Source organism: Spirabiliibacterium mucosae (genome assembly GCF_014884965.1).
GTDB lineage: Bacteria > Pseudomonadota > Gammaproteobacteria > Enterobacterales > Pasteurellaceae > Spirabiliibacterium > Spirabiliibacterium mucosae.
In genome coordinates this window covers 74,120-89,650 of the sequence record NZ_JABTBO010000002.1, presented here as the reverse complement: position 1 = coordinate 89,650, position 15,531 = coordinate 74,120, and the positions used below count along the sequence as shown (strand labels likewise).

The 15,531-nt window shown below is 50.6% G+C and carries 15 protein-coding genes and 1 pseudogene; 14 read left to right on the top strand and 2 right to left on the bottom strand.

Annotated features, from left to right (window positions below):
• The first annotated feature begins 542 nt into the window (after positions 1 to 542).
• The 11 genes from HPC37_RS01275 (at position 543) to HPC37_RS01225 (ending at position 10,465) form a co-directional block, all read left to right on the top strand.
• Positions 543 to 1,346 carry a gluconate 5-dehydrogenase gene (locus HPC37_RS01275; RefSeq protein WP_208121442.1) on the top strand — a complete coding sequence of 268 codons (804 nt, stop codon included), beginning with the start codon at positions 543 to 545 and terminating at the stop codon, positions 1,344 to 1,346.
• Between the two features lie 183 nt (positions 1,347 to 1,529).
• A complete protein-coding gene (rlmN, locus tag HPC37_RS01270; RefSeq protein ID WP_427915933.1) occupies positions 1,530 to 2,669 on the top strand; it encodes a dual-specificity RNA methyltransferase RlmN in 1,140 nt (379 codons plus the stop codon).
• Between the two features lie 9 nt (positions 2,670 to 2,678).
• Positions 2,679 to 3,206, top strand: a complete 528-nt coding sequence (locus HPC37_RS01265) for a type IV pilus biogenesis/stability protein PilW (protein ID WP_208121440.1) — start codon at positions 2,679 to 2,681, stop codon at positions 3,204 to 3,206.
• A 101-nt stretch (positions 3,207 to 3,307) separates the two neighbouring features.
• Complete coding sequence (locus HPC37_RS01260; RefSeq protein ID WP_208121439.1) at positions 3,308 to 4,351, top strand: RodZ domain-containing protein; 1,044 nt, start codon at positions 3,308 to 3,310, stop codon at positions 4,349 to 4,351.
• A 10-nt stretch (positions 4,352 to 4,361) separates the two neighbouring features.
• Positions 4,362 to 5,477, top strand: coding sequence for a flavodoxin-dependent (E)-4-hydroxy-3-methylbut-2-enyl-diphosphate synthase (gene ispG / locus HPC37_RS01255; RefSeq protein WP_208121438.1), 1,116 nt, complete (start codon positions 4,362 to 4,364; stop codon positions 5,475 to 5,477).
• 12 nt (positions 5,478 to 5,489) lie between these two features.
• A complete protein-coding gene (gene hisS / locus HPC37_RS01250; protein ID WP_208121437.1) occupies positions 5,490 to 6,773 on the top strand; it encodes a histidine--tRNA ligase in 1,284 nt (427 codons plus the stop codon).
• Between the two features lie 3 nt (positions 6,774 to 6,776).
• Positions 6,777 to 7,394 carry a tetratricopeptide repeat protein gene (locus HPC37_RS01245; protein ID WP_208121436.1) on the top strand — a complete coding sequence of 206 codons (618 nt, stop codon included), beginning with the start codon at positions 6,777 to 6,779 and terminating at the stop codon, positions 7,392 to 7,394.
• A gap of 29 nt (positions 7,395 to 7,423) precedes the next feature.
• A complete protein-coding gene (dapD, locus tag HPC37_RS01240; RefSeq protein ID WP_208121435.1) occupies positions 7,424 to 8,248 on the top strand; it encodes a 2,3,4,5-tetrahydropyridine-2,6-dicarboxylate N-succinyltransferase in 825 nt (274 codons plus the stop codon).
• A gap of 176 nt (positions 8,249 to 8,424) precedes the next feature.
• The gene (locus HPC37_RS01235) at positions 8,425 to 9,204 is read left to right on the top strand and encodes a hypothetical protein (RefSeq protein WP_208121434.1); all 780 of its coding nucleotides are present in this window, start codon (positions 8,425 to 8,427) and stop codon (positions 9,202 to 9,204) included.
• 198 nt (positions 9,205 to 9,402) lie between these two features.
• On the top strand, positions 9,403 to 10,035 hold the full coding sequence (locus HPC37_RS01230) for a glutathione binding-like protein (protein WP_208121433.1): 633 nt from the start codon (positions 9,403 to 9,405) through the stop codon (positions 10,033 to 10,035).
• 1 nt (position 10,036) lies between these two features.
• Positions 10,037 to 10,465 (top strand): ClpXP protease specificity-enhancing factor, encoded by a 429-nt coding sequence (locus HPC37_RS01225; protein WP_208121432.1) that lies wholly within the window; start codon positions 10,037 to 10,039, stop codon positions 10,463 to 10,465.
• Positions 10,466 to 10,477: 12 nt separating this feature from the next.
• Here HPC37_RS01225 and cueR read toward each other — a convergent pair whose 3' ends face one another.
• Positions 10,478 to 10,876, bottom strand: a complete 399-nt coding sequence (gene cueR, locus HPC37_RS01220; RefSeq protein ID WP_208121431.1) for a Cu(I)-responsive transcriptional regulator — start codon at positions 10,874 to 10,876, stop codon at positions 10,478 to 10,480.
• A gap of 70 nt (positions 10,877 to 10,946) precedes the next feature.
• Here cueR and HPC37_RS01215 point away from each other — a divergent pair, with 70 nt between their 5' ends.
• Entirely contained in the window at positions 10,947 to 13,604 is a 2,658-nt protein-coding gene (locus tag HPC37_RS01215; RefSeq protein ID WP_235961241.1) for a cation transporter, read from the top strand.
• A 40-nt stretch (positions 13,605 to 13,644) separates the two neighbouring features.
• Here the strand turns inward: HPC37_RS01215 and HPC37_RS01210 are convergent, their stop codons facing one another.
• Entirely contained in the window at positions 13,645 to 14,022 is a 378-nt protein-coding gene (locus tag HPC37_RS01210; RefSeq protein WP_208121430.1) for a surface-adhesin E family protein, read from the bottom strand.
• A gap of 170 nt (positions 14,023 to 14,192) precedes the next feature.
• On the opposite strand from HPC37_RS01210, the pseudogene trmJ reads away from it, so the two are divergent.
• Both trmJ and iscR read left to right on the top strand, forming a co-directional pair.
• A pseudogene (gene trmJ, locus HPC37_RS01205) lies at positions 14,193 to 14,917 on the top strand (tRNA (cytosine(32)/uridine(32)-2'-O)-methyltransferase TrmJ).
• Between the two features lie 109 nt (positions 14,918 to 15,026).
• Positions 15,027 to 15,503 carry a Fe-S cluster assembly transcriptional regulator IscR gene (gene iscR, locus HPC37_RS01200; protein WP_208121429.1) on the top strand — a complete coding sequence of 159 codons (477 nt, stop codon included), beginning with the start codon at positions 15,027 to 15,029 and terminating at the stop codon, positions 15,501 to 15,503.
• Positions 15,504 to 15,531 lie beyond the last annotated feature (28 nt).

Sequence of the window (15,531 nt, the reverse complement as noted above, 5' to 3'; positions counted from 1 at the left end):
GATGCCTGCAAGCACCTCAAGCCCCGCTTTTGCGTTGCCACCAAGGGCGCCGATGGCCGCAGCAATCGGCAGGCCAACCATGCCCGTGCCAGGCACAGAAACACCGAGGCCATTTTTCATTAAATTGGGGGAAACTTTCGCCACAATGCGCTTGGGCGCGCAGCCCAAATGCTCGCGCGCAATGGCACAGGCCAGCGCCAGTGAAATCGGCTCCGTGCAGCCTAACGCAGGCACCACATCTTCACGAACAATCTCAATTAAACGGTCTTCAAAACTCAAGCTTGGCATAATCACTCACTTTGGCAAAAAGATGCGCACCATTCTAGCGGAAATTTACGTTATTTTTAATCATCACTGCGCGTTAAAACCGCACTTGGTGATAAAATAACGCACAATTGGCCAGAAATGTGAAATCAATCACGTTCTATTTTCATAATGGGCTAGGATTAAAAATAAAATTGTGGTTTAATAATGCTAAAATTCAGTTTAGCTGAATTGCGTGTTCAAAATATAACCTTGCATAAGGAGTTAAAGGAGCAACTATGTCAAACATTTTAGAACAATTTTCATTAAAGGGTAAAATCGCCTTGGTTACTGGCGCGTCATACGGCATCGGCTTTGCGATCGCCACTGCGTTGAGCCAAGCGGGCGCGAAAATCGTCTTCAACGATGTCAACGAAGAAAACCTCAAAAAAGGCCTTGCCGCGTATAAAGAAGCGGGCATTGAAGCGCACGGCTATTTGTTCGACGTGACCAACGAAAGTGCGGTTAAAGAACACATCGAAAAAATCGAAAAAGAAGTGGGCGTGATTGACATCCTCGTCAACAACGCTGGCATCATCCAACGTATCCCAATGTTGGAAACCACCGCCGCGGATTACCGCAAAATCATCGACATCGATTTGACCGGCCCATTCATCATGTCTAAAGCTGTATTGCCTTCCATGATCAAAAAAGGCCACGGTAAAATCATCAACATTTGTTCAATGATGAGCGAATTAGGCCGCGAAACTGTAGTGGGCTACGCTTCCGCCAAAGGTGGCTTGAAAATGTTGACCAAAAACATCTGTTCAGAATTTGGTGAAGCCAACATTCAATGTAATGGTATCGGCCCAGGCTACATCGCCACACCACAAACTGCACCATTGCGTGAAAAACAACCAGACGGCTCACGTCACCCATTCGACCAATTCATCATCGCTAAAACACCAGCCGCTCGCTGGGGCACCCCTGAAGATTTGGCCGGCGCTGCCGTGTTCTTGTCATCTGATGCATCCAACTTCATCAACGGCCACATCCTCTACGTGGACGGCGGTATCTTGGCTTACATCGGTAAACAACCGTAATCGCCATCACAGATACAAACAAAACCCAACCGCGTGTTGGGTTTTTTGTTTTAAGCTACCGGTTTTGCGATCCCCCTTCCAAAAAAGGCAAAGTGCGGTCGCTTTTTTGTGCGAAAAAGACTAGATTAAATCGCAACAAATCAGTAGAATTGCGCGTTTATTTAATTCAACGGTTTGGCCGTAATGTGTGACAACGAGGCAACAATGACAACACGCACCAATTTACTCAATTTAAATCGCCAGCAGCTGCGCGAGTTTTTGCAAAACTTAGGCGAGAAGCCTTTTCGCGCTGATCAATTGATGAAGTGGATCTATCACTTTGGTGAAGATAACTTTGATAACATGACCAATATCAACAAAGCGCTGCGCGAGAAACTCAAAGCGGTGGCGGAGATTGTTGCACCCACGGTGGCGCAAGAGCAGCGCTCAAGCGATGGCACGATTAAATGGGCGATGCAAGTGGGTAGCCAGCAGGTGGAAACGGTCTATATCCCTGAAGATGACCGCGCTACGCTGTGCGTCTCGTCACAGGTGGGCTGCGCGTTGGAATGTACTTTTTGCTCCACCGCCCAGCAGGGTTTTAACCGCAATTTGACGGTGTCAGAGATCATCGGCCAAGTGTGGCGCGCGTCTCAAATTATCGGCAATCATGGCAAAACAGGCGTGCGCCCGATCACCAACGTGGTGATGATGGGCATGGGCGAGCCGCTGTTAAACGTGGCCAACGTGGTGCCGGCAATGGAAATCATGCTCGATGATTTTGGCTATGGCCTTTCTAAGCGCCGTGTCACGCTCTCTACCTCCGGCGTGGTGCCCGCACTTGACCGTTTGCCGGAGATGATCGATGTGGCGTTGGCGATATCATTGCATGCGCCGAATGATCAGCTGCGTGATGAGATTGTGCCGCTGAACAAAAAATACAATATCGCGATGTTGATGGACTCGGTACACCGTTATCTGGCGCAATCAAAAGCCAACCACGGCAAGGTGACGATTGAATATGTGATGCTCAATCACGTCAACGACAGCACCGAGCACGCGCACCAGCTGGCGAAATTGCTGGCGAATACGCCGTGTAAAATCAACCTGATTCCGTGGAATCCGTTCCCACAGGCGCCGTATAGCAAAAGCTCCAACTCGCGCATTGACCGCTTTCAAAAAGTGCTGATGGAGTATGGCTTGACGGTGATTGTGCGTAAAACGCGCGGGGATGATATTGATGCCGCCTGCGGCCAGCTCGCCGGCGATGTGATTGACCGAACCAAGCGCACCATGAATAAAAAAGCGTTTGGCCAAGCCATTGATGTGGCGCAACCTCGATAAGGAGTCAAAGTGCGGTTAAGCGTTATTTTAAGTTGTTTTGCTATCCTGCTCACTGGCTGCGCCACGCAGCTCAACCAAGACACAGCGCAAGGCAAGGCCTACGCCCGCGCGCAGGTGGCGCTGGGTTATATGCAGCAAAATCAGTTTGATAGTGCTAAGCAAAACATCGACAAAGCGCTGGAATTTGCACCCGATTACTACCTGCCTTATCTTTTGTTGGCGCACTATTGGCAGCAAACGGGCAATGTGATCCAGGCCGAGCATTACTACCAATTGGCGATGGAAAAAGACCCAAGCCAAGGCGATGTGTACAACAACTACGGTGCATTTTTGTGCCAGCAGGCGCGTTTTGGCCAAGCATTTGCGATGTTTGACAAAGCACTGGCGCAAAAATCCTATTACAAAGTGGCGCAAACACTGGAGAACACCGCACTTTGTGCCAATTTAGCCCATGACGCCACCCGCCAAGCGCAGGCATTGCAAAAACTCCACAAACTTAACCCCGAGCGCGCGGCACAATTACGCCAGCAATTGTAATGTAAAAAGCGGAGAAATCGCGCAATATTTTGGATTAATTGTTGCAAATCGTACCTTGTAAATTTAAACTCTTCGTTTGATATTAATTACTGGATAAGCGTATGGACAACGAGCAACAACACACCCCATCAAGCATAACGCTTGGACAACAATTTCGTCAGCGTCGTGAGGCGTTGGGCTTGACAATTGAAGATGTCGTGCAGCAAACCCACCTCAAAACCGCCGTGATCAACCACCTTGAAAACGACGAATTTATTGTGCCGAATTATCCGCCAACGTTCATGCGCGGCTATGTGCAAAACTACGCCAAATTTTTGAAAATCCCGAAAGAGCAGTGGCAAGCCGCTCACATTTCTTTTGGTGCGCCAGTTGAAAACGATCTGCAAAAAAACTTACGCAACAACAATAAAGTCAATCACTATTCCTCATATTCAGGCTGGGTGGGGCGTTTGACGTGGATTATTGTGCTCATCATGATCGGCATGACAGGCTACTGGTGGTGGCAAAACTACTATCAACAATCGCAAAATGAACGCGAAAGCCTGGTGGAAAACTTTTTAAATCAAAATGACACCCAAGCAAACCAAAGCAATACAACAACGCTAGAGCCTGTGGTGGACAACACGCCAACGCAAGCAGAAGCCACCGTGGCACCAACCACTGTGGACGCACCACAAGCAGCCATTGAGCCGGCTGTGGAGCCCGTTAGCGTTGAAGACAAAGCGCTTGAAGCCCCAAGCAATGCCGCGGTGCAAAACGACAGTGCTGTTGATGGCAATAGCGTGCAGGGGCAAACCTCAGGCGAGGTGCTGAGCAACGCGATGGAAAAACTCAACGGCAATGCACAAAGTGCGGTTGAGCAAACTGATGACGCACAAGCCAGCGACACCCCCGCCGCGGCAAGTGAAACCAGCTTGAGCATTGAAATCACTGGCAGCAGCTGCTGGTTGAGTGTCAAAGATGCCAATCGCAAAGTGCTGGCGCAAAAAGAATATAAACGCGGAGAAGTGCTCAACTTTGACGGCAGTGAAGCCTACTCGCTGGTTATCGGCGCGCCACAAAATGTGAAGATCACCTTCCGTGGCGAAGAAGTGCCACTGAAAATCGACGGCCGTGTTGCGCGCTTTAAATTACCGAAAAATTAATTAGGAACCTATGCAAGCTCAATCTCCAATCAAACGCAGAGTGTCGAAACAAATCCACGTGGGCAATGTGCCAGTGGGCGGCGATGCGCCGATTTCGGTGCAGTCAATGACCAACACTCGCACCACCGATGTGGACGCGACCGTGGCGCAAATTCACCAGCTAGAAAAGGTGGGGGCTGACATTGTGCGCGTGTCGGTGCCGACTATGGACGCGGCAGAGGCATTTAAACTCATCAAGCAGCAAGTGAGTGTGCCATTGGTGGCCGACATTCACTTTGATTATCGCATCGCCTTGAAAGTGGCGGAATATGGTGTCGATTGCCTGCGCATTAATCCAGGCAACATCGGGCGGGAAGATCGCATCCGCGCGGTGGTGGACTGCGCCCGTGATAAAAATATCCCGATTCGCATTGGGGTGAACGCAGGCTCCCTTGAGCGCGATTTGCAAGAAAAATACGGCGAGCCAACTCCGCAAGCCTTGTTGGAATCGGCGCTGCGCCACGTGGATATTTTAGATAAATTCAATTTTGATCAATTTAAAGTCAGCGTCAAAGCCTCTGATGTATTCCTTGCGGTGGAGTCCTACCGCTTGCTGGCGGCGCAAATTGAGCAGCCATTGCATTTAGGCATCACCGAAGCGGGCGGCGCGCGCGCAGGTGCGGTGAAAAGTGCGGTCGGGCTTGGTATGCTGTTGGCGGAAGGCATTGGTGACACTTTGCGGGTGTCGCTGGCGGCCAACCCGGTTGAGGAGATCAAAGTTGGGTTTGATATTTTAAAATCCCTGCGCATTCGCTCGCGTGGCATTAACTTTATCGCCTGCCCAACGTGCTCACGCCAAGAATTTGACGTGATCGGCACCGTCAACGCCCTTGAGCAGCGACTTGAAGACATCACCACCGCGATGGATGTATCCATCATCGGTTGCGTGGTCAACGGCCCAGGTGAGGCGTTGGTGTCTGACCTTGGCGTGACCGGCGGCAACAAAAAGAGCGGTTTTTATCTCGACGGCGTGCGCCAAAAAGAACGCTTTGATAATCACGATTTAATCGACCAGCTCGAGGCGCGCATTCGTGCCCAAGTGGCGGTCAAAGATCCTAGCCAACGCATTGATGTAGTTGAAAAATAATAAGGAAGAGTTGTGGCGAATATCATTAAAGCCATTCGTGGCATGAACGATTGCTTGCCAAGCCAAACACCCGTTTGGCAGTGGCTGGAAAAAACAGTGCGCGGCGTGCTGGCGCAATACGGTTATAGCGAAATTCGTATGCCGATTGTGGAGTCAACACCGCTTTTTAAACGTGCCATCGGTGAGGTGACCGATGTGGTCGAAAAAGAGATGTTCACCTTTGATGACCGTGACGGCGAAAGCCTGACCTTGCGCCCAGAAGGCACCGCAGGCTGCGTGCGCGCGGGCATTGAAAACGGTTTGCTGTATAACCAAGAGCAACGGCTTTGGTACATGGGGCCGATGTTTCGCTATGAGCGCCCGCAAAAGGGGCGTTATCGCCAATTTCACCAAATCGGGGTGGAGGTGTTTGGTATCGCCAACCCTGAGATTGATGCCGAATTGATTTTACTCACCGCGCGGCTATGGCGCGAGTTGGGCATTTTTGAGCATGTGACGTTGCAGCTCAACTCCATCGGCTCTGCGCAATCGCGCGCAGTGTATCGCCAAGCGCTGGTAGACTACTTGCAGCAACACATGGACGTGCTGGATGAAGACTGCAAACGCCGCTTGACCACTAATCCGCTGCGTATCCTAGACAGTAAAAACGAGCGCGTGCAAGCGGTGCTTGACCACGCGCCAAGCCTGCAAGACTACTTAAGCGAAGAAGACAAAGCCCATTTTGCCCAAGTGTGCCAAATTCTTGATGACATGGGCATTCGCTATGAGATTAATCCAAAACTGGTGCGTGGCTTGGATTATTACAACAAAACGGTATTTGAGTGGGTCACGACCGCACTTGGCGCGCAAGGCACCGTGTGTGGCGGTGGGCGCTATGACACCTTGGTGGAGCAACTCGGCGGGCACGCCACCTGCGGCATTGGCTTTGCCATGGGCGTTGAGCGCTTGGTGCTGCTGGTGCAAGAGGTCAATCCTGAGCTTGCGATTGAAAGTGCGGTTGACGTCTATATTATCCACAGTGGTGAAGCGGCGCGCCGTGCGGCGTTTCGCATCAGTGAGCAGTTGCGCAGTGATTTGCCAAGCGTGAAAGTGATGCTCCACTGCAGTGCGGGGGCGTTTAAAAAGCAATTTAAACGCGCTGATAAAAGCAATGCGCAGTTTGCCATCGTCATTGGTGATGATGAAGCGCAACAGCAACAAGTGACCATCAAACCCCTTAAACAACAGATTGACCAATTCACCTTGCCTGAGGGCGAGGTGAGTGCGTATTTCGCTGAAAACCTAAACAAGGAGTAACGCGTGTCGTATATTACTGAAGAGCAACAAGTTGAAGAGCTAAAAAGCTGGTGGAAAGAAAATTCCAAAGTGATCATCACCACGCTCATCTTGGTGTTTGCCAGCGTGCTGGGCTGGCGCTATTGGCAAAATTATCAGCTCAATAGCCGCCTTGCGGCCTCCAATGACTATGAGCAAGTGCTCAGTGCCTATCAAGCCGACCCAAAAAACAACGCAGGGCTGCTTGAGCAATTCGTTAAAGAGCACGAAGGCTCAAGCTACGCGGTGTTTGCACTGTTTGAACAGGCCAAACGCGCGCTGGATAACAATCAACTTGAGCAAGCGCAACAATTACTTACCCAAGCGCAAAGCATGAGCAAAGACAGCGAACTGAAAGCCATCGCAACCGTTCGTTTGGCGAGCGTGCAGCTACAAGCCAACGCCTTTGAGGCGGCGGTTAACACGCTCAATAGCCTTGGTGAGGCGGCTTATAACGGCGTGAAACAACGTCTGTTGGGTGAGGCGTACCTTGGCTTAAATGACAAAGAAAAAGCCAAAGCGGCCTTTGAGGCGGCGTTGAAAACGCCAAATTTGGATCAACTGGATATAGATTTGATCCAACTGCGCTTAAATAGCCTGTAATCATTTCAATAACAATAAAAGGAACAATTATGTCTGATTTACAAAACCTGATTGAATCTGCTTTCGAGCGCCGTGCCGAAATTTCTCCAAAAACGGCAGATGCCCAACTACGTGAGGCAGTGGCCCAAGTAATTGCAGATTTAGATTCAGGCAAACGCCGTGTGGCTGAAAAAGTCAACGGCGAATGGGTGGTCAACCAATGGTTGAAAAAAGCCGTGTTGTTATCGTTTCGCATCAACGATAATGTGCTGGTTGACGGTGGCGAAACCCGCTATTTTGATAAAGTGCCGATGAAATTTGCCGGCTACGACCAAGCTCGCTTTGAGCGTGAAGGCTTCCGTGTGGTGCCACCGGCAGCGGTGCGCCAAGGTGCGTTTATTGCGCGCAACACTGTGTTGATGCCATCCTACGTTAACATTGGTGCCTATGTCGACGAAGGCACTATGGTGGACACGTGGGCGACTGTTGGCTCGTGTGCGCAAATCGGCAAAAACGTGCATCTCTCTGGCGGCGTGGGCATTGGCGGTGTGTTAGAGCCACTGCAAGCCAACCCAACCATCATTGAAGACAACTGCTTTATCGGCGCGCGTTCTGAAATCGTGGAAGGCGTGATCGTAGAAGAAGGCTCGGTTATCTCAATGGGTGTATTTATCGGCCAAAGCACCAAAATTTATGACCGTGAAACCGGTGAAATTCACTACGGCCGCGTGCCAGCAGGCTCTGTTGTGGTCTCAGGCAGCCTGCCGTCAAAGTGCGGTCAATACAGTTTGTATGCCGCGGTGATCGTGAAAAAGGTAGATGCCAAAACGCGCGGTAAAGTCGGCATTAACGAATTGCTACGTACAATCGATTAATTTTCACTCAAAGATAGTCATCAATAGGAATTATTTACATTCTTTTGATTGCATTTTGAGCAAAAACAACAAATAATAGTTGAAGTAGCGGGTAAACGCGTTAGAATTTACCCGCTAGTGTAAAAAAATATGTTTCAATTACACTAAATTGACGATCAATAAACTAGGAGTTTAGAATGAAAAAGTTACTATTAACAACCGTATTACTTGGCGCAACCGCACTTGCTGTAACAGGCTGCGATGACAAACAAGTACAGGATGTAAAAGACAGCGTTGCCCAAGCTAAAGATACCGTTGTTGAAAAAGCAACTGAAGCAAAAGACGCTGTAGCGGAAAAAGCAGCGGAAGCTAAAGATGCAGTAGCTGAAAAAGCAGCTGAAGTGAAAGACGCTGTGAACAACAAAGTGGAAGAAACTAAAGACGCCGTTGCCCACAAAGTTGAAGAAGTAAAACAAGCGGCAATTGATGCAAAAGACGCAGCGGCAGACAAAGCTGTTGAAGCAAAAGAAGCAGCTGAACAAGCTAAAGACAGCGCAGCGGCTAAATTGGAAGAAGCTAAATCTGCTGTGGCTGACAAAGTAGCTGACGCGAAAGAAGCTGTAGCTGACAAAGCCGTTGACGCAAAAGAAGCCGCCTCTGATGCTAAACAAGAAGCATTAGACAAAGCAAACGATGTGAAAAATGCCTCAGCTGAAAAAGTGGCTGATGCAAAAGAAGCCGTAGCTGAAAAAGTGGCTGAAGCCAAAGAAGCGGCAGCAGACGTGAAAGCAGAAGCAGCAAGCAAAGCGGCTGAAGTGCAACAAGAAGCTGCTGGCAAAGGTGCTGAAGTGAAAGCCCAAGCTGACGCGGCTGCACAAGAAATCAAAGACAGCGCGAAAGGCGTTGCTGATGCGGTTTCACAAAAAGCTGACGAAGCGAAAAAAATGCTCGATGGCGCAGCTGAAACTAACAAATAATTAAACATATTTGTTTCGAGAAGACCTTTATCCTTCGGGATAAAGGTTTTTTCGTTTTAAATCAATGCAATGAAGATGCTTATTATTATTTTTTACAAAAGGGCGGAGAAAATGTGGTATAATAACGCACTGTAACTGATTTCCTTTCTATATGAAAAGTTTAAACCTCTAAGTAGCACATTGGTGCGGAGTATAAGAATGATAGCAGCAAACAAACGTTCAATTATCACCCTCTTTTTTGGAGAAACTGACCTTGGTTCCCATCAGGTGAAAATGGTATTGGCGGAAAAGGAAGTACCCCACGAGAAAGAGTTGATCGCACCGGATAGTTTGAATGAAGATTTTCTTGAGCTAGGCACTAACGGCGAGTTGCCAACATTGGTGGATCGCGATTTGGTGTTGTATAAACCACGCATTATTTTAGAATACCTCGATGAGCGCTTCCCGCACCCGCCTTTGATGCCTGTTTACCCCGTTGACCGCGCAAAATCGCGCTTGATGATGCATCGGATTGAAAAAGACTGGTTTAGCATGATTGAAAGCGCCGATCAATGTGGAGACGACGCCGAGAAAAAGGCGATTTTGACCCAACTGCGTGATGAGATCCTCTCCTTTGGGCCGATTTTTTCACAAAAACCGTTCTTTTTAAGTGATGTGTTCAGCCTAGTGGATTGCTACATTGCGCCGATTTTGTATTACCTACAAGAGCAAGGCATCAAATTCACAGGCGCTGGCAGCAAAGCCATTAAAGGCTACATGGAGCGCGTGTTCACACGCCCAAGCTTTATCGCCTCAATCAAATCTGGCCCGGTTAAAATTGTTGAGAAATAACATGAGCAGTGCAAAACGTCCTTATTTGTTAAGAGCTTATTACGATTGGTTTTTAGACAACGATCTCACGCCGTATTTGGTGGTTAACGCGCTTTACCCCAACACCAAAGTGCCGCAAGATTTTGTGCGCGACGGCCAAATTGTGCTCAACATTGCGCCTTCAGCCTGTGGCAATTTGCTGCTTGGCAATGAACGTATTCAGTTTTCTGCCCGCTTTCGTGGCGTGCCGCAGGAGATTGTGGTGCCACTGGGCGCAGCCATGGCAATTTATGCTCGCGAAAATGGCGATGGCGTGTTGTTTGAAGACGAAGACGCCTATCAATTAGAGCCTGAGATCACAACCGATCAACCCAATGATTTCAGCGAAGCGGTGGACCCACCGAAAAAGCCAAAGCGCAAAGACGCAGGCCATTTGAAAATCATCAAATAACGCGACCGCACTTTAACGTGCGGTTTTTTGTGAAAACGAATCAATAATCGGGCAGTGGCTGTGCTCGTTGTCTGGGCAGATGTCCACCAGCTGTTGGAGTTGGCCTTTCACCTCTTGCAATTTGGCAATTTGAGCATCAATCAACGCAATTTTATCTTGCGTTTTGGCCTTCACCTCGCAGCTTTTGCGCTGCGGGTCAAGCCACAGCTGCAAGAGCTCTTTTGCCTCCTGTAAATTAAACCCCGCCTCACGCGTACGTTTTAAAAACGCCAGTTGCGCCAGGTGCGCTTGCGTGTATTGGCGGTAGCCATTGGCGCTGCGTGTGGGGGCATCAATCAGCCCTTTTTGTTCATAAAAGCGGATGGTTTTGGCGCTCAAGCCAGTGAGTGAGGCAATCTGATTAATTTGCATTTGTGCTTGACCTTCCAGTTAGGGGAAGGTTTATTCTAATACACAACAATAATCGCAAAAAGGAGTTTTTATGATTTATGCCTTAACAGGTCTGTCATGCCAGCATTGTGTGGCCAACGTGCGCAAGGCGTTGAGCGCGCTGGATAGTGAATGCAAAGTCAACCGCACTTTTGCCGAGGTGAATGACAGTGTGGCAAGCGAGGCGGTGATTGCCGCCGTGGTCAACGCGGGTTATCAAGCCGAATTAGCCACTGCGCCTGCCTATGAACTCAGCCTTAGTGGGCTGAACTGCGGCCACTGCATCGCCAGTGTGGAAAAGGCGCTGGCGGCGTATGACAGCAGCATGATTTACACCATCAGCAAAACCGCACTTGCTGTTTTTGCCCCCAATGATGCCGATGAGGTGATTGCGGTTATTGAACAGGCAGGTTTTGGCGCAAAAAAGCCTGACGGGGCGCAGCCCCCAAAGCCTGAAGGGCTGTCAGACCCAGCTGATAGCCCTGCGCCACAAAAGCCGATTGCTTGTGACACCCAACTTGCCCTTTCAGGCCTAAGCTGCGCGGCTTGCGTGGCGAAGATTGAAAAGGCTCTGCGCGGCGTTGATGGCGTCAGTGCGGTGCAGGTTAACCTAGCGGACAGCACCGCACAGGTGGCGGGCAAGGCTGAACTGAGCGCGTTGCTCGCCGCCGTTGATAACGCGGGCTATCACGCCGAGGTGGTGGAAACCGCGCAAGCCCAGCGGGAGAAAAGCGCCCAGCGCTATGCAGCAGAAATCACCGTGCGCAAGCGCCAAGCGATTGTCGCCTTGGTGCTCGGTGGCGCGCTGATGGCGTGGGGCTTTGCCTTTGGCATGGATGTCAGCTACCCGTCACGCGGCTTTTGGCTGGCCGTTGGGCTGATTTGCCTGGCGGTGATGGCCTACAGCGGCGGGCATTTTTTCCGCAACGCGCTAAATAATCTCCGCCACGGCAGTGCAACCATGGATACCTTGGTGGCACTCGGCACGGGCACAGCGTGGCTGTTTTCCATGTCGGTGGTGGCCTTTCCGCAGTTTTACCCCGAGCATGGTCGGCACCTCTATTTTGAAGCGAGTTTGATGATCATCGGGCTGATTAGCTTGGGCAAATTGTTTGAGGTAAAAGCCAAGCAACATTCCTCTCAAGCGTTGAATAAATTGCTGGATCTCACCCCTGAAAAAGTGCGGTTGATCACCGATGATGGCGAGCGTTTAGTCGCGCTTAACGAGGTGCAACAAGGCATGAAATTGCGCCTTAAAACAGGCGACAAAGTGCCCGTTGATGGTGTGGTTGAACGTGGCGAGGCCTGGCTTGATGAGGCAATGCTCACCGGCGAGCCGCTGCAAGTGAACAAGGTGGCAGGTGACAGTGTGCGTGCGGGCACTTTGGTGGATAACGGCAACCTTGAGATTGTTGCCCAACAGGTGGGGGAGGGCACGCTGCTGGCCAATATCATCCGCTTGGTCAAGCAGGCGCAAAGCAGCAGGCCGAAAATCGCCCAGCTGGCGGACAAAGTCGCCGCCGTGTTTGTGCCAACGGTGTTTGCCCTGGCTGTGCTGGCCTTTGTGTTGTGGCTGGTGTTGCCGCAAACAGCCGATGTGGCGCAAGCGCTGGTGGTGTTCACCAGTGTGTTGATTATCGCCTGCCCGTGTGCGCTGGGTTTGGCTACACCGATGTCGGTCATCGCCTCGGTGGCGCGCGCGGCGCAATTGGGCATTTTGGTGCGTGATGCGCAGGCGCTGCAAAATGCCGCGCATATCGATACCGTGGTGTTTGACAAAACAGGCACGCTGACCCAAGGCAAGCCTGCGATTGTGGATATTGTCGCTCTCGAGCGTGATAAAACCGCACTTTTAACTCACGCCTGCGCGTTAGAACAGGCCGCTAACCACCCGTTGGCTCATGCGTTTTTAGCCGACGCACGGCTTGAAAATATCACGCTGCCGGCGGTGAGTGAGTTTGTCACCCACAAAGGCATGGGCATTTCAGGCGTGATTGATGGCCAAAAGGTGCTGCTGGGCAATGCCGCGCTGATGGCGGAGCACAACGTCGCACTTGAGCGCCTTCAAGCGCAAGCGAAATCCGCGCGCGAGCAGGGCGGCACCGTGGTGTTTATCGCCCAAGATAACGCATTGCAAGGCTTTTTTGTGCTGCAAGATCCATTGCGTGACGACAGCGCGCAGGCGATCGCCAACGTCCATCGCCTAGGGGTGAAAACGGTGATGCTCACCGGCGACAGTGCCGTGACTGCGCGTGCGATTGCCCAGCAACTTGGCATTGATGAGGTGATTGCTGATGTGCTGCCTGATGGCAAAGCCAATGTGATTGCCCAATTGCAACAACGTGGCCACAAGGTGGCGATGGTTGGCGATGGCATTAACGACGCCCCCGCCTTGGCGCGCGCTGATGTCAGCATTGCAATTGCCCAAGGCAGTGATATTGCCATTGAAACGGCGGGCTTAACGCTGATGCACCCAAGTATCAGCGCGGTCAGTGATGTGTTGGCGCTAGCTAACGCGACAATGCGCAATATCAAGCAAAATCTTTTTGGCGCGTTTATCTATAACAGCCTTGGCATCCCGATTGCGATGGGTGTGTTGTATCCGATTTGGGGGATTATGCTCAGCCCCGTGTTTGCCGCAGCCGCCATGGCGCTCTCGTCGGTCACTGTGGTCACCAACGCCAATCGCTTGTTACGTTTTAAACCGTAATAAAAAACCCGAGCTCAGCTCGGGTTTGTTGACCGCACTTTTATTTACGGCAGATGGTTTTTAAAATGCCGTCTTTGGCGGTGTCGGGCACGGGCTGGGCCTGCGGTTTTTTGTTATTTTCTTGGCCAATTTTTTTGTTATGCTTGCCATAAATTAAGGTTTGTCGGTTGGCGATGGTCCATTTTTCGCAGGAATATTGGTACTCCATTAACAAATGGGTGATGCCTTTTTGATCGCCAAGATCATTGCGCGGTTTTCTGAAGTTGACTTTCACCCACACGCGATCGGTGAGCACCTTACTGCGCTCCATATTGATGTAGATTTTATCCCGTGTCACAGTGTCTGCCACGTAGTGCCAATTGCCCGCCCACGCTGGCAGGGCAAGGCAGCAAAGGCCGAAAAGTGCAAATTTTTTCATAACAGCTCCTTAAGGTTTATAATAACTCTAGATTATCACTGTGCTTGACACAACACAATCCATTCACGCGTTAGGCGCAAAAATTCACCCACCGCACGCAAAAACGTCGCCAGCGATTGCCCCGAGCTTGTGCAGGGAGTACAATTGCCCTTCTTGAATTGGGAAAAGTTATGTTAAACAACATTCGAATTGTCTTGGTTGAACCCTCCACAGTGGCAATGTGGGCTCGGTGGCGCGCGCGATGAAAACCATGGGGCTGGCGCAGTTGGTGATTGTCAACCCCAGCTGCATGCTCGACGAGCAAGCCTTTGCTCTCGCCGCCGGCGCCAAAGATTTGCTGGAGCGCGCCGAGATTGTGCCCAGTTTTGCCGAGGCGATTGGTGATTGCACGTTGGTGATGGGCACCAGTGCACGCTTGCGCCACTTGCAAAGCACGCTGGTCAACCCGCGCGCGGGCGCCAGCCTGGCAATTGAGGAATTGATGCAAAACAGCCAAAGTGCGGTTGCTATCGTCTTTGGACGTGAGCGGGTGGGGCTGACCAACGACGAGCTGCTGCAATGCCATTACCACATCAATGTGCCGGCTAATCCTGAATACGCCTCGCTGAATTTGGCGATGGCGGTGCAGTTGGTCTGTTATGAACTGCGCATGGCCTACCTTGAGGCCAGCCACACGGCGGTGAAAACACGGCTGACCAGCGCAGGCTATGCTAGCGTCAGCGAGGTTGAGCATTTGCTCTCCCACAGCGAGCAGACATACCGCACTTTGGGGTTTATCCAAAATGACGCGGTGATGGAAAAGTTGCGCCGGCTGTATAACCGCGCGCGGTTGGAAAAAAACGAAGTCAACATCTTGCAGGGCATCCTAAGTGCGGTCGATAAGCGCATAAAGTAATCACTATCAGCACAATCGCTCAAAACTTACAAAAATAGTCAAGTTTAAAGTTGACTAAATTAGTAAGGTATGAAAAAATTTACTCCATTGATTCAACCTGGAGTGAACTATGAAATTAACCTCAAAAGGGCGCTATGCAGTGACCGCAATGCTCGACATTGCGCTTAATTCTCAAGCCGATGAGAATGAAACGCCTATCACCTTAGCCGACATTTCAGACCGCCAGCAAATTTCGCTTTCATACCTTGAGCAATTGTTTGCCAAATTGCGCCGTCGTGGCTTGGTGAGAAGCGTGCGTGGGCCCGGTGGTGGCTATTTACTCGGGTTGTCGGTTGATCAAATCTCCATTGGCATGATTATCGCCGCGGTGAACGAGAATATTACCGCCACCAAATGCCAAGGCAAAAGCAACTGCCAAGGCGGCGTGCGCTGCTTGACTCACTCGCTGTGGGAGCAGCTTAGTGATGAGATTGAAACCTTTTTAAACGGCATCACGATCGGTGATTTGGTCAACAAAGAAAATCAACGCAACGCATTAAAACAACATAAGCATCATCACAGTTTTGAAGTCGAAACGCGCCTGTAAAAGTGCGGTCGGCTTATTTGAGGAGTGA

Coding starts and splice junctions, on each gene's coding strand:
- HPC37_RS01275 (WP_208121442.1), top strand. CDS start 543: ATGTCAAACATTTTAGAACAATTTTCATTAAAGGGTAAAATCGCCTTG.
- HPC37_RS01235 (WP_208121434.1), top strand. CDS start 8,425: ATGAAAAAGTTACTATTAACAACCGTATTACTTGGCGCAACCGCACTT.
- iscR (WP_208121429.1), top strand. CDS start 15,027: ATGAAATTAACCTCAAAAGGGCGCTATGCAGTGACCGCAATGCTCGAC.
- rlmN (WP_427915933.1), top strand. CDS start 1,530: ATGTGTGACAACGAGGCAACAATGACAACACGCACCAATTTACTCAAT.
- cueR (WP_208121431.1), bottom strand. CDS start 10,876: ATGCAAATTAATCAGATTGCCTCACTCACTGGCTTGAGCGCCAAAACC.
- ispG (WP_208121438.1), top strand. CDS start 4,362: ATGCAAGCTCAATCTCCAATCAAACGCAGAGTGTCGAAACAAATCCAC.
- HPC37_RS01260 (WP_208121439.1), top strand. CDS start 3,308: ATGGACAACGAGCAACAACACACCCCATCAAGCATAACGCTTGGACAA.
- HPC37_RS01215 (WP_235961241.1), top strand. CDS start 10,947: ATGATTTATGCCTTAACAGGTCTGTCATGCCAGCATTGTGTGGCCAAC.
- HPC37_RS01210 (WP_208121430.1), bottom strand. CDS start 14,022: ATGAAAAAATTTGCACTTTTCGGCCTTTGCTGCCTTGCCCTGCCAGCG.
- HPC37_RS01225 (WP_208121432.1), top strand. CDS start 10,037: ATGAGCAGTGCAAAACGTCCTTATTTGTTAAGAGCTTATTACGATTGG.
- dapD (WP_208121435.1), top strand. CDS start 7,424: ATGTCTGATTTACAAAACCTGATTGAATCTGCTTTCGAGCGCCGTGCC.
- HPC37_RS01230 (WP_208121433.1), top strand. CDS start 9,403: ATGATAGCAGCAAACAAACGTTCAATTATCACCCTCTTTTTTGGAGAA.